The following is a 13,090-nucleotide window of genomic DNA, read 5'->3' as shown; positions in this document are numbered from 1 at the left end:
GCCCCCGGCTCCCCGCCGCGCCCCCGGCTCCTCGCCGCGCCGCCGCGCCGACGTCTCGGAGGACCCCGTGACGCTCCACCACCCCGACGCCCCGGAGGCGACCCCGTGACGCTCCACCACCCCGACGCCCCGGAGGCGACCCCGTGACGATCCGTCTGCCCGCCCCCGGCGGCGGTCTGCGGGCGTACGAGCCCCGCACCGAGCCCCTGGCGCTCGTCCCGGCCGGCCCCCCGGCCTCCCGCACCGTCTTCTCCGCCGCGCACGTCGTCGCCGACCCGTACGCCGACACCACCCCCGACGGCCCCGCCGCCGTCGACTGGGACGCCACCCTCGCCTTCCGCCGCCACCTCTGGTCCCACGGCCTCGGGGTCGCCGAGGCCATGGACACCGCCCAGCGCGGCATGGGCCTCGACTGGACGGGCGCGGCCGAACTGATCCGGCGCTCGGCCGCCGAGGCGAGGGCCGTCGGCGGCCGGATCGCCTGCGGCGCGGGCACCGACCAGCTCGCGCACGGCACCCTCCCCGAGATCCGCGCCGCGTACGAGGAGCAGCTCGCGGTCGTCGAGGAGGCGGGCGCGCAGGCGATCCTGATGGCCTCCCGCGCCCTCGCGGCCACCGCCACCGGCCCCGACGACTACCTCGACGCCTACGGCCACCTCCTGCGCCAGGCGGGCGAGCCGGTGATCCTCCACTGGCTCGGCCCGATGTTCGACCCGGCGCTCGACGGCTACTGGGGCTCGACCGACCTGGACGCGGCGACGGAGACCTTCCTCGACGTGATCGCGGCCCACCCGGACAAGGTCGACGGCGTCAAGGTCTCCCTCCTGGACGCCCGGCGCGAGACCGACCTGCGCCGCCGCCTCCCCGAGGGCGTCCGCTGCTACACGGGCGACGACTTCCACTACCCGGAGCTGATCGAGGGCGACGACCGGGGCTTCAGCCACGCCCTGCTCGGGATCTTCGACCCGCTGGGCCCGCTGGCGGCCGAGGCGGTCCGCCTCCTCGACACGGGCGACGCGGCGGGCTTCCGCAGGCTCCTGGACCCCACGGTGGAGCTCTCCCGCCACCTCTTCCGGCCCCCCACCCGCTACTACAAGACGGGAGTCGTCCTCCTCGCCTGGCTGGCCGGCCACCAGGACCACTTCACGATGGTCGGCGGCCTCCAGTCCGCCCGCTCCCTCCCGCACCTCGCGCGCGCGTACGAACTGGCCGACGGACTCGGCCTGTTCCCCGACCCGGCCCTGGCCGAGTCCCGCATGCGGTCCCTCCTCGCGGTCCACGGGGTCCCGCGGTGAACCCCGAGCGCTTCTCCGTCAACCAGATGACGGTCCGGCAGCTCCCGCTGCCCGACCTCGTCTCCCACTGCGTCCGCCTGGGCATCCGGGGCGTCGGCCTGTGGCGCGAACCCGTCCGGGAGTACGGGGTGGAGGCGGCGGCCCGGCTCGTACGGGAGGCGGGCCTGGAGGTCACCACCCTCTGCCGGGGCGGCTTCTTCACCTCGGACGACTGGCTCGCGTCCAACCGCGCGGCGGTCGACGAGGCGGCGGCCCTCGGCACCGACACCCTGGTCCTGGTCTCCGGCGGCCTCACCCCCGCCTTCCCGGACCTCCCCGCCGCCCGCGCCCGCATCGCCGGGGCGATCGGCGAACTCGCCCCGTACGCGGGGGAGCGCGGCGTCCGCCTGGCCGTCGAACCGCTCCACCCGATGTACGCCTCCGACCGCTGCGCCGTCTCCACCCTCGACCAGGCCCTGGACATCGCGGAACGCTTCCCCGCCGAGCAGGTGGGCGTGGTGGTCGACACGTACCACCTCTGGTGGGACGACCGGGCCCCGGCGGCGGTGGAACGCGCGGCCGCGGCCGGCCGCGTCCACTCCTTCCAGCTCGCCGACTGGACCACCCCCCTCCCGGCCGGGGTCCTCGACGGCCGCGGCCAGCTGGGCACGGGCGCGATCGACCTCCGGGCCTGGGCCGACCTCCTGGAGAAGGCCGGCTACACGGGACCGGTGGAGGTGGAGATCTTCAACGACGCCCTGTGGGCCCGGGACGGGGCCGAGGTCCTGGAGGAGACGCTGGCACGCTTCCTGGAGGTCTGAGGTCCCGCTTCCCGGCGCTACTTCCTCGGGCCGCCCAGCAGGTCCCCGAGGCCGCCTCCCGCGCCGCCCTTCCTCGCGGCGCGCCTGGTGAGGGCCGCGAGGACGACGGGGACGAGGAGCTCGACCGCGCGGTCCGCCGTGGCCGGCGGGATGCCGGTGCGCTTCGCGACGGCGTTCGCCGCCGGCTTCGCCAGCCTGGCGAGCACCCCGGCCATCAGACCGCCGCCCACCAGGCCGCCGAGGGCGGCGACGCCCTGGAGGGGCGGTGCGGGGGAGGCGACCTCGTCGACGGCGGCGCGCACCTCGTCCGCGCTGCCGGGCTCGGCGGCGGCCTGCCGCAGCCCGCCGGAGAGCTCCGCCACCGAACTGCCCACGACCTCCTGGGCCCCGGCCGCGTCCGTACCGAGGAGCCCGGCGATCTCGTGGAGCCGGTCGGCGCCCAGCTCGTTCAGGACGTCGTCCTGGAAGGAAGGTTCACTCATGCCGGAAACGCTACGGTTCGCCCGGTTCCCCGGCATCCGGAACCGCAGGTTCTCCACAGGCCCGCCCCCGTGCTGTCCGACCCCTTCGCTACGGTCGACACATGTCCAACGAGGGTCGCGGTCCGGCAGTGGTCGAAGGGGTCCTGGAGCGGATCACCTACGCCAACGAGGAGACGGGCTACACGGTCGCCCGGGTCGACACCGGGCGCGGGGCCGGTGACCTCCTCACGGTCGTCGGCGCGCTGCTCGGCGCCCAGCCGGGGGAGTCGCTGCGGATGGAGGGCCGCTGGGGCTCCCACCCGCAGTACGGGAAGCAGTTCACCGTCGAGAACTACACGACCGTCCTGCCCGCCACCATCCAGGGCATCCGCCGCTACCTCGGCTCGGGCCTGGTCAAGGGCATCGGCCCCGTCTTCGCCGACCGCATCACCCGGCACTTCGGGCTCGACACCCTCGACGTCCTCGAAGAGGCCCCGGGGCGGCTGATCGAGGTCCCGGGGCTCGGCCCCAAGCGGACCAGGAACATCACCGCCGCCTGGGAGGAGCAGAAGGCGATCAAGGAGGTGATGGTCTTCCTCCAGGAGGTCGGCGTCTCCACCTCCATCGCGGTCCGGATCTACAAGCAGTACGGGGACGCCTCCATCTCCGTGGTGCGGAACCAGCCCTACCGGCTCGCCTCCGACGTGTGGGGCATCGGCTTCCTCACCGCCGACCGGATCGCGCAGTCCGTCGGCATCCCGCACGACAGCCCCGACCGGGTGAAGGCCGGCCTCCAGTACGCCCTGTCGCAGTCCAGCGACCAGGGGCACTGCTTCCTCCCCGAGGAGCGGCTGATCGCGGACGCGGTGAAGCTGCTCCAGGTCGACACCGGGCTCGTCATCGAGTGCCTGGGCGAGCTGGCCGAGGACCCCGAGGGGGTCGTGCGGGAGACCGTGCCGGGGCCGGAGGGGACGCCCGTCACCGCCGTGTACCTGATCCCGTTCCACCGGGCCGAGCTGTCCCTCGCCGGGCAGCTCCGGCGGCTGCTGCGGGCCGAGGAGGACCGGATGCCGGCCTTCCGGGACGTGCCCTGGGACAAGGCCCTGGCCTGGCTCGCCACCCGCACCGGCGCCTCCCTCGCGCCCGAGCAGGAGGAGGCCGTGCGGCTCGCCCTCACCCGCAAGGTCGCGGTCCTCACCGGCGGCCCCGGCTGCGGCAAGTCCTTCACCGTCCGGTCCATCGTGGAGCTGGCCCGCGCCAAGAAGGCCAGGGTGGTGCTCGCCGCCCCCACCGGCCGGGCCGCCAAGCGGCTCGCGGAGCTGACCGGCGCCGAGGCCTCCACCGTCCACCGGCTCCTGGAGCTCAAGCCCGGCGGGGACGCCGCCTACGACCGGGACCGGCCCCTGGACGCCGACCTGGTCGTCGTCGACGAGGCCTCCATGCTGGACCTGCTCCTGGCGAACAAACTGGTGAAGGCGGTGGCCCCCGGCGCCCACCTGCTGCTCGTGGGGGACGTGGACCAGCTCCCCTCGGTCGGCGCGGGCGAGGTCCTCGGCGACCTGCTCGCCCCGGGCAGCCCGGTGCCGGCGGTCCGGCTGACCCGGATCTTCCGGCAGGCCCAGCAGTCCGGCGTGGTCACCAACGCGCACCGGATCAACGCCGGCACGCCCCCGCGCACCGATGGCCTGCCGGACTTCTTCCTCTTCGCCGAGGAGGAGACCGAGGACGCGGCCCGGGTCGCCGTGGAGGTCGCGGCCCGCCGCATTCCGGCCAAGTTCGGCCTCGATCCGCGCCGGGACGTGCAGGTCCTCGCCCCGATGCACCGGGGCCCGGCGGGCGCGGGCGCGCTCAACGGCCTGCTCCAGCAGGCCATCACCCCGGCCCGCCCCGACCTCCCGGAGAAGCGGTTCGGCGGCCGGGTCTTCCGCGTCGGCGACAAGGTCACCCAGATCAGGAACAACTACGACAAGGGGGCCAACGGCGTCTTCAACGGCACCGTCGGCGTCGTCACCGCCCTGGACCCCGTCGAGCAGCGGCTGACCGTGCGCACGGACGAGGACGAGGAGGTGCCGTACGACTTCGACGAGCTGGACGAACTCGCCCACGCGTACGCGGTCACCATCCACCGCTCGCAGGGCAGCGAGTACCCGGCGGTGGTGATCCCGGTGACCATGAGTGCCTGGATGATGCTCCAGCGCAACCTGCTCTACACGGCCGTGACCCGGGCCCGGAAGCTGGTCGTCCTGGTCGGCTCCCGCCGGGCCATCGCCCAGGCGGTGCGCACGGTCTCGGCCGGCCGCCGCTTTACCGCACTCGCCCATCGGCTCACAGGGCCCGCCCTCGTGTGAAAGATCACGGAGGGGTACCGGAACCGGGGCGAAGGGGGCAGGATATGAAGGTTGGCGGCACTGAGTGCCTCCAATTGGCCCAATGGTCGACCCCGAGTGCACTCTCCTGAGCCAAATGGGGGATGGTAGAGACAGTCAGGGCACCTCGAAGAAGAGGCACTACGTCGGTGAGGGATGACGTGAGCGACAACTCTGTAGTACTGCGGTACGCGGACGGTGAACACACCTACCCGGTGGTCGAGAGCACCGTCGGTGACAAGGGCTTCGACATCGGTAAACTCCGAGCCCAGACCGGTCTGGTCACCCTGGACAGCGGATACGGCAACACCGCCGCCTACAAATCCGCGATCACCTACCTCGACGGTGAGCAGGGCATTCTGCGGTACCGCGGCTACCCCATCGAGCAGCTGGCCGAGCGCTCCACCTTCCTTGAGGTGGCGTACCTGCTGATCAACGGTGAGCTGCCCAAGGTCGACGAGCTCGCGACCTTCAAGAACGAGATCACGCAGCACACGCTGGTCCACGAGGACGTCAAGAACTTCTTCCGCGGCTTCCCGCGGGACGCCCACCCGATGGCGATGCTGTCCTCGGTGGTCTCCGCGCTGTCCACCTTCTACCAGGACAGCCACAACCCGTTCGACGAGGAGCAGCGGCACCTCTCCACGATCCGGCTGCTCGCCAAGCTGCCGACGATCGCGGCGTACGCGTACAAGAAGTCGATCGGTCACCCGTTCGTCTACCCGCGCAACGACCTCGGGTACGTCGAGAACTTCCTGCGCATGACCTTCTCGGTCCCGGCGCAGGAGTACGAGCTCGACCCGGTCGTCGTCTCGGCGCTGGACAAGCTGTTCATCCTGCACGCGGACCACGAGCAGAACTGCTCGACCTCCACCGTGCGCCTGGTCGGCTCCTCGCAGGCGAACATGTTCGCCTCGATCTCCGCCGGCATCTCCGCCCTCTGGGGCCCGCTGCACGGCGGCGCCAACCAGTCGGTCCTGGAGATGCTGGAGGGCATCAAGGCCAACGGCGGCGACGTCGACTCCTTCATCCGCAAGGTGAAGAACAAGGAGGACGGCGTCCGCCTGATGGGCTTCGGCCACCGGGTGTACAAGTCCTTCGACCCGCGCGCCAAGATCATCAAGGCGGCGGCGCACGACGTCCTCTCCGCGCTCGGCAAGTCCGACGAGCTGCTGGACATCGCGCTCAAGCTGGAGGAGCACGCGCTCTCCGACGACTACTTCGTCTCGCGCAACCTCTACCCGAACGTGGACTTCTACACGGGTCTGATCTACCGCGCCATGGGCTTCCCGACCGAGATGTTCACCGTGCTCTTCGCGCTCGGCCGCCTTCCCGGCTGGATCGCCCAGTGGCACGAGATGATCAAGGAGCCGGGTTCCCGCATCGGCCGCCCGCGCCAGATCTACACGGGCGAGGTCCTGCGCGACTTCGTCCCCGTCGAGGCCCGCTGAGCCGCACCGGCCTCCCGGAAAGCGAGAAGCGCCCCGCTCCCCGATCCCCCCACGGGTCGGCGAGCGGGGCGCTTCCCATATCCCCGGTGCGGATTCCCCCCACGGGATCCGGGCCGGGCGTCTGCCGGCGACAGCCGGTGGCTGCGCGGATCGGGCGCGACGCGGTCTGCCGGGGTACGTACGGGAGGGCCGCTCAAAGCTCCCCGGTGCACGTCCCCCGGCCAACGCTTGCCTGGGACGTCCCCCAAGACATCCCATGAACGTCCCCCAAGACGTTCTCGGCATCGCCCACTTAGACTCACGAACAGCCCAGATGGTTACCCCACAATATCTGTGATCTAGGTCTCGATGTGAAGGTCCTGTGCATCACGTGTAGGTGAACTCACGTGAACCGCCGGAGTCGCAGGCTGTTGGACACGACGAACACGGACGAAAAGGCCATCGCGAGCCCCGCGATCATCGGATTGAGCAGTCCGGCCGCCGCGAGCGGCAGCGCGGCCACGTTGTAGCCGAAGGCCCAGCCGAGGTTCCCCCTGATCGTGGCCAGGGTCCGCCGGGAGAGCCGGACGGCGTCCGCCGCGACCCGCAGGTCGCCCCGGACCAGGGTCAGGTCGGCCGCCTCGATGGCCGCGTCCGTGCCCGTGCCCATCGCCAGGCCCAGGTCGGCGGTGGCGAGCGCGGCGGCGTCGTTCACCCCGTCCCCGACCATGGCGACCGTCCGCCCCTCGCCCCGGAGCCGCCGGATCACCTCCGCCTTCCCCTCGGGCAGCACCTCGGCGATCACCTCGTCGATGCCCACCTCGTCCGCCACGGCCTCCGCCACCGCCCGGTGGTCCCCGGTCAGCAGTATCGGGCGCAGCCCCAGGGCGCGCAGCCGGGCGACCGCCTCGGCGCTGGTGTCCTTGACGGTGTCGGCGACGGTCAGGGTGCCCCGGGCCACCCCGTCCCAGGCGACGTGGACGGCGCCGGGCTCGGCGGCCGCGGGCACCTCGACCCCCTCCGCCGCGAGCAGGGCGGCGCGGCCGACGACGACGAGGCGTCCCTCGACCGAGCCGCGCACCCCGAGCCCGGGGACGTTCTCGAAGGTCTTCGGCACGGGCAGCGGGCCGCACCGCTCGGCGGCGGCGTCCGCGACCGCGCGGGCCACCGGGTGCTCGGAGGAGTGCTCCAGGGCGCCCGCGAGCCGCAGCAGCTCGTCCTCGTCGGCGCCCTCGGTGCCGTACGTCCCGCCGTACACCCGGACTCCGGTGAGGCGCATGCGGCCGGTGGTGACCGTGCCCGTCTTGTCGAGGACGACCGTGTCGATCCGGCGGGTGGACTCCAGGACCTCCGGGCCCTTGATCAGGATGCCGAGCCGGGCGCCCCGGCCGGTGCCGACCAGGAGCGCGGTCGGGGTCGCGAGGCCCAGGGCGCAGGGACAGGCGATGATCAGGACGGCGACGGCGGCCGTGAACGCGGCCGTCGGGTCGTCCGTCGCCAGGAGCCACCCCACGAGGGTGCCGAGCGCGATCAGCAGCACCACCGGCACGAAGACGGCCGAGACCCGGTCGGCGAGCCGCTGCACGGCGGCCTTGCCGTTCTGGGCCTCCTCGACCAGCCTCGCCGTCCGGGCGAGCTGCGTGTCGGCGCCGACCCGGGTCGCCTCCACGACCAGCCGGCCCGAGACGTTGACGCAGCCGCCGGTCACGGCCGAGCCCGGGACGACGTCGAGGGGCAGCGACTCCCCGGTGAGCAGGGAGGCGTCGACCGCCGACGCGCCCTCGGTCACGGTGCCGTCGGTGGCGATCTTCTCCCCGGGGCGTACGGCGAAGAGGTCCCCGACCCGCAGTCCGGCGACCGGGATCCGCACCTCCGCACCGCCCCTGAGGACGGCCACGTCCTTGGCGCCGAGCTCCATCAGGGCCCGCAGCGCGGCGCCCGCCTTCCGCTTGGCGCGGGCCTCCAGGTAGCGCCCGAGCAGGATGAAGGCGACGACCCCGGCCGCGACCTCCAGATAGATCGCGGAGGAGCCGTCCGAGCGGTCCGCGGTGAGGTCGAAGCCGTGCCGCATGCCGGTCATGCCGGCGTCGCCGAGGAAGAGGGCCCACAGCGACCAGCCGAAGGCGGCGAGGGTGCCGACCGAGACGAGGGTGTCCATGGTGGCGGCGCCGTGCCGGAGGTTGGTCCAGGCGGCCCGGTGGAAGGGCAGCCCGCCCCAGACGACGACGGGGGAGGCGAGGGTGAGCGAGAGCCACTGCCAGTGGTCGAACTGGAGCGAGGGGACCATCGCGAGCAGCACCACGGGCGCGGAGAGGACGGCGGAGACGGTCAGCCGCTGCCGGAGGGAGGCCGTCCCGGGATCCCCGGGGACCTCCTGTACGGGGTCGGGCTCCGGCGCCGGGGGCTCCTCGGCGGTGTAGCCGGTCCTGACGACGGTGGCGATCAGCGCGTCGACCGGGAGGTCCGACGGGTGTTCGACCCGCGCCTTCTCGGTGGCGTAGTTGACCGTCGCGGTCACCCCGTCCATCCGGTTGAGCTTCCTCTCGACGCGGGCGGCGCAGGAGGCGCAGGTCATGCCACCGATCGTCAGTTCGGTGATCGTGGACGTCATCAGCGGTTCCAAACGGGAGCGGGGCCGTACCCGGTAACGGTACGACCCCGCGGGGTGCCGGCGGGCCGGCGGTCAGACCAGTTCGTAACCGGCCTCGTCCACGGCGGCGCGCACGGCCTCGCGGTCGAGCGGGGCCGCGGAGACGACGGTGACCTCGCCGGTCTTGGCGGCGGCCGTGACGGAGGTGACGCCGGGGAGCCCGGAGATCTCGCCGGAGACGGCGCCCTCGCAGTGCCCGCAGGTCATGCCCTTGACCTGGTAGACGGTGGTGAGTTCGGTCTGCGCCTCTGCGGTCATGGCGTTCTCCTCGTGGGGTTCGGAGCCGTACGGGGCCGAGTTTATACCCCTAGGGGGTATGAATTCCACTTGCGCCGGGCCGTGTCGCGACGGCGGGGGACGCGGCGGCCGACTCCTCGACCAGGGGGGAGAGGTAGCGCAGGAGGAGCGTCTTCAGCTCGGCGACCGTGGCGTCCCGCTCGGGCCCCTCGGGTGCGGCGAGGACGAGGTCCAGGCCCCCCTTGAAGGCGGCGAAGGCCATCCCCGCGGTCCGGCTCCGGTCGGCGGCGGACAGCGCGGGCGCGTAGTGGCCGATCACCTCCTCCACCCGGGTGAGCAGGGTCGCGTGCAGCTCGTCGTGCTCCTCGGCGATCCGGCCGGGGACGTCGGAGCCGTGCATCAGGGCGAGGAAGGCGGGGTTGGCGCAGTTGAACTCGATCAGCGGGTCCACGACCGCGTCCAGCAGTCCGGGCAGCGGCAGGGCGAGGTTCTCCGCCGTGAACGCCTGGCCGTGGGCCTCCCGCATGTCGTGCAGGAGGCGCTCGCCCAGCTCGATCGCGATGGCCTCCTTGTTCGGGAAGTACTGGTAGAGCGTGCCGGGCGAGACGTGCGCCTCGCGGGCGATCGCGTTGGTGCTGGTCGCCGTGTAGCCGCTCGCGCAGAAGACGTTCGCGGCGGCCTCCAGCAACTGCGCGATGCGGCGCTCGCCCCGCGCCTGGCGGCGGCGCGGCTTCGGTTCTTCGGACATGGCCGTCCCCAGCTCTCCTCAACCCGTTTGACAAACACGAGTGGTCGCTCGCATTCTTGGGAAACGCGAGTGATCGCTCGTGTTTGCCAGTCTATGGCAATGGGTGACCCGCGCGTCCTGCCGGGAAGCGTGTGCGCACGGGTCAGGTGAAGGGGACACCTCGTCATGGCCGAAGTCAAGAAAACAGCACCCGACGGGGCCGACGGCGGGGGAGAAGCCGCAGGTGGGGGCGGGTCGAGGAGCACCGGGGGGCCGACTGCCGGGCCCCGGGCCGGGAGCGGCGAGACGCCCGCCTCCGGCTCCCGTGGCGGGAGCGGCGAGGCGTCCGGTTCCGGCTCCGGTTCCGGGGTTCGGGCCGGGGACGGCGGGGCGTCCGGTCCCGGCTTCCGTGGCGGGAGCGGCGAGATGCCCGGCTCCGAGTCCCGGGCGGGGAGCGGCAAGGCGCCCGGCTCCGAGTCCCGGGCGGGGAACGGCAAGGCGCCCGGCTCCAGCTCCCGGGCCGGGGGCGGCAAGGCGTCCGCTTCCGGTCCCGGCGGTGGGAGCGGCGAGGCGTCCGGTTCCGGGGCTCGGGCCAAGAACGGCAAGGCAGCCGGCTCCGAGTCCCGGGCGGGGAACGGCAAGACGCCCGGCTCCAGCTCCCGGGCCGGGGGCGGCAAGGCGTCCGGGCCCGGATCCGGGCCACGCGGCGGGGGATGGACGCGGTTCGTGACCGCGCGGCCCCGGGTCACCCTGCTCGTGGCCCTCGTGCTCACCGCCCTCGCCGTCCTGGCCGGCGGCGGGGTCGCCGACCGCATGGGCAGCGGCGGCTGGGAGGACCCGGCCGCCGAGTCCATGCGAGCGGCCGGGGAACTCGAACGGCACTTCCCCGGCTCCCGGCCGAACCTGCTCCTCCTCGTCGACTCCGGCACGGCCGGGACCGACGCCCCGGCCGTCGCCGCCGAGGCCCGGCGGATCGCCGCCCGGCTCGACGCCGAGCCGGACGTCGAGGGCGTCGGCTCCTACTGGTCCACCGGCTCGCCCGCCCTCCGCTCCGAGGACGGCCGCAAGGCCGTGATCGCCGCCCGGATCACCGGCGAGGAGAAGGAGGCCGCGGCCGTCCTCGACCGGATCGCCCCCGCCTACCGGGGCGTCCACGGCCCCGTGGAGGTCTCGCTCGGCGGCGAGCTCGCCGTCCGGCACGAGATGCAGACCCTCATCGAGGAGGACCTGCTGCGGGCCGAGCTCATCGCCCTGCCCCTCACCCTCGTCCTGCTCGTCATGGTCTTCGGCAGCGCCGTCGCCGCCCTGCTGCCCCTCGGCGTCGGCATCGTCGCCATCCTCGGCACCAACGCGATCCTGCGCGGCCTCACCGAGTTCACCGACGTCTCCGTCTTCGCGCAGAACCTGACCACCGCGCTCGGCCTCGGACTCGCCATCGACTACGCGCTGTTCGTCGTCCGCCGCTACCGCGAGGAGCTCGCCGCCGGCGCCGACGTCCACGCCGCCGTCCGCACCACCCTGCGCACGGCGGGCCGGACCGTGCTCTTCTCCGCCCTGACCGTCGCCGTCTCGCTCGCCGCGATGCTGGTCTTCCCGCAGTACTTCCTGCGCTCCTTCGCGTACGCCGGGATCGCGGTCGTCCTGCTCGCCGCCACCGCCGCGCTCACCCTGCTCCCGGCGGCCCTCGTGCTGCTGGGCCACCGGGTCGACGCCCTCGACCTGCGGCGCCCGTTCCGGCGCGGCCGGGAGCCCCGCGAGGGCGCCTCCGGCACGGGCTGGGCGCGCGCCGCCGGCCTGGTGATGCGCAGGGCGCCCGTCTTCGCCGTCCTCACCACCGCCGGCCTCGTCCTCCTCGGACTGCCCTTCCTCGGCGTGAGGTTCGGCACCGCCGACGACCGCCAGCTCCCCGTCACCGCCTCCTCCCGGGTCGTCCAGGACGAGCTGCGGGACGGCTTCCCCGGCAGCCCCGGCGGCGGGATCACCGTCCTCGCGGAGGGGCCGGCCACCCCCGCCCAGTACGAGGCCTACCGCGAGCGGATCGAGGTCCTCGACGGCGTCGGCCGGGCCGACGGGCCGGTCACCGCGGGCGGCGGCGACTCCGCCCGCGCCTACTTCACCGTCGTGCCCGACGGCGAGGCCGTCGGCACCGGAGCCCAGCGGATCGTCGGCGAACTGCGCGCCGCCGAGGCGCCGTTCGACACCTCCGTCACCGGTCCGGCCGCCGTCCTGGTCGACTCCAAGGACGCCATAGCCGAGCGGCTGCCCCTGGCGGCGGGGATCGTCGTCCTCGTCACCCTGCTCCTGGTCTTCCTGCTCACCGGAAGCGTCCTCGTCCCGGTCCAGGCCGTCGTCCTCAACGCCCTGAGCCTCACCGCCATGTTCGGCGCCGTCGTCTGGGTCTTCCAGGACGGGCACCTCGCCGGGTTCCTCGGCTTCACCCCCACCGGCGACATCGAGACCACCCTGCCCGTGCTCATGTTCTGCGTGGCCTTCGGACTCTCCATGGACTACGGGGTGTTCCTGCTCTCCCGGATCAAGGAGGAGTACGACGCCACCGGCGACCACGAGCACTCCGTCCGCTTCGGCCTGAGCCGCACCGGCGGCCTGATCACGGCCGCCGCCGTCATCCTCGCCGTCGTCATGGTCGCCATCGGCACCGCCCGCGTCACCAACACCAAGATGCTCGGCCTCGGGGTCGCCCTCGCCGTCCTCATGGACGCGATGGTGGTCCGCAGCCTCCTCGTCCCCTCCGTGATGAAGCTGACCGGCCGCCTCACCTGGTGGGCCCCGGGACCACTGCGCCGCTTCCACGACCGCTTCGGCGTCAGCGAGTCGGACGGGGGCGGCCCGCCGCCCGGATACAACCTTCCGGGGAGTCCGGATGTCGAAGAGACGTCCCGGAAGTGGCGAGAACCCACTTCGCTGCGCGGTTGAGAAGAACTCCTGGGGGATTCGTGGCATCCACGCGTACGGTTCTGGTTCTGGCGACGGCCCTCGTCGCAGGTGTCGTCCCCGTGTCGCTCGGAGCGGCGGCGGCCGGGCCGACCGTGATCCAGCGCATGTTCCCCTGCCCGACGTCGCCGCGGACCTCGAAGCCGAGGGCGTCGCGGTAGAAGGACACGGC

General features: G+C 73.2%; 9 protein-coding genes and 1 pseudogene. 5 read left to right on the top strand and 5 right to left on the bottom strand.

Annotated features, from left to right (window positions below; genetic code table 11):
* The first annotated feature begins 143 nt into the window (after window positions 1-143).
* Window positions 144-1,295, top strand: a complete 1,152-nt coding sequence (locus ADL08_RS05065) for a dihydrodipicolinate synthase family protein (RefSeq protein ID WP_053640825.1) — start codon at window positions 144-146, stop codon at window positions 1,293-1,295.
* A gap of 26 nt (window positions 1,296-1,321) precedes the next feature.
* Window positions 1,322-2,095 (top strand): sugar phosphate isomerase/epimerase family protein, encoded by a 774-nt coding sequence (locus tag ADL08_RS05060; protein ID WP_053640827.1) that lies wholly within the window; start codon window positions 1,322-1,324, stop codon window positions 2,093-2,095.
* A gap of 17 nt (window positions 2,096-2,112) precedes the next feature.
* Here ADL08_RS05060 and ADL08_RS05055 read toward each other — a convergent pair whose 3' ends face one another.
* Window positions 2,113-2,577 carry a DUF937 domain-containing protein gene (locus tag ADL08_RS05055; RefSeq protein ID WP_053640824.1) on the bottom strand — a complete coding sequence of 155 codons (465 nt, stop codon included), beginning with the start codon at window positions 2,575-2,577 and terminating at the stop codon, window positions 2,113-2,115.
* Between the two features lie 101 nt (window positions 2,578-2,678).
* Here ADL08_RS05055 and ADL08_RS05050 point away from each other — a divergent pair, with 101 nt between their 5' ends.
* A complete protein-coding gene (locus ADL08_RS05050) occupies window positions 2,679-4,904 on the top strand; it encodes an ATP-dependent RecD-like DNA helicase (protein ID WP_053640823.1) in 2,226 nt (741 codons plus the stop codon).
* A gap of 179 nt (window positions 4,905-5,083) precedes the next feature.
* The gene (locus tag ADL08_RS05045) at window positions 5,084-6,373 is read left to right on the top strand and encodes a citrate synthase (protein WP_053640822.1); all 1,290 of its coding nucleotides are present in this window, start codon (window positions 5,084-5,086) and stop codon (window positions 6,371-6,373) included.
* A gap of 382 nt (window positions 6,374-6,755) precedes the next feature.
* Here the strand turns inward: ADL08_RS05045 and ADL08_RS05040 are convergent, their stop codons facing one another.
* The 3 genes from ADL08_RS05040 to ADL08_RS05030 form a co-directional block, all read right to left on the bottom strand.
* Window positions 6,756-8,963, bottom strand: a complete 2,208-nt coding sequence (locus tag ADL08_RS05040; RefSeq protein WP_078967946.1) for a heavy metal translocating P-type ATPase — start codon at window positions 8,961-8,963, stop codon at window positions 6,756-6,758.
* A gap of 72 nt (window positions 8,964-9,035) precedes the next feature.
* Window positions 9,036-9,260, bottom strand: coding sequence for a heavy-metal-associated domain-containing protein (locus tag ADL08_RS05035; protein WP_053640820.1), 225 nt, complete (start codon window positions 9,258-9,260; stop codon window positions 9,036-9,038).
* A gap of 49 nt (window positions 9,261-9,309) precedes the next feature.
* Window positions 9,310-9,987, bottom strand: coding sequence for a TetR/AcrR family transcriptional regulator (locus ADL08_RS05030; RefSeq protein ID WP_053640819.1), 678 nt, complete (start codon window positions 9,985-9,987; stop codon window positions 9,310-9,312).
* A 405-nt stretch (window positions 9,988-10,392) separates the two neighbouring features.
* Between ADL08_RS05030 and ADL08_RS05025 the strand changes: the two genes are divergently transcribed.
* The gene (locus tag ADL08_RS05025; protein ID WP_234352001.1) at window positions 10,393-12,900 is read left to right on the top strand and encodes an MMPL family transporter; all 2,508 of its coding nucleotides are present in this window, start codon (window positions 10,393-10,395) and stop codon (window positions 12,898-12,900) included.
* Window positions 12,901-13,000: 100 nt separating this feature from the next.
* Here the strand turns inward: ADL08_RS05025 and ADL08_RS37905 are convergent.
* A pseudogene (locus ADL08_RS37905) lies at window positions 13,001-13,090 on the bottom strand (VOC family protein); the annotation flags it as partial.

It is taken from the genome of Streptomyces sp. NRRL F-6492 (genome assembly GCF_001280125.1).
Taxonomy (GTDB): domain Bacteria; phylum Actinomycetota; class Actinomycetes; order Streptomycetales; family Streptomycetaceae; genus Streptomyces.
The sequence above is the reverse complement of the archived record's forward strand: the minus strand, read 5'-3'. Positions and strand labels throughout refer to the sequence as shown.

What these genes read in the sequence shown, in the direction of transcription:
- ADL08_RS05060 (WP_053640827.1), top strand. Translation starts at nt 1,322, where the DNA reads ATGACGGTCCGGCAGCTCCCGCTGCCCGACCTCGTCTCCCACTGCGTC.
- ADL08_RS05055 (WP_053640824.1), bottom strand. Translation starts at nt 2,577, where the DNA reads ATGAGTGAACCTTCCTTCCAGGACGACGTCCTGAACGAGCTGGGCGCC.
- ADL08_RS05050 (WP_053640823.1), top strand. Translation starts at nt 2,679, where the DNA reads ATGTCCAACGAGGGTCGCGGTCCGGCAGTGGTCGAAGGGGTCCTGGAG.
- ADL08_RS05040 (WP_078967946.1), bottom strand. Translation starts at nt 8,963, where the DNA reads ATGACGTCCACGATCACCGAACTGACGATCGGTGGCATGACCTGCGCC.
- ADL08_RS05035 (WP_053640820.1), bottom strand. Translation starts at nt 9,260, where the DNA reads ATGACCGCAGAGGCGCAGACCGAACTCACCACCGTCTACCAGGTCAAG.
- ADL08_RS05030 (WP_053640819.1), bottom strand. Translation starts at nt 9,987, where the DNA reads ATGTCCGAAGAACCGAAGCCGCGCCGCCGCCAGGCGCGGGGCGAGCGC.
- ADL08_RS05025 (WP_234352001.1), top strand. Translation starts at nt 10,393, where the DNA reads ATGCCCGGCTCCGAGTCCCGGGCGGGGAGCGGCAAGGCGCCCGGCTCC.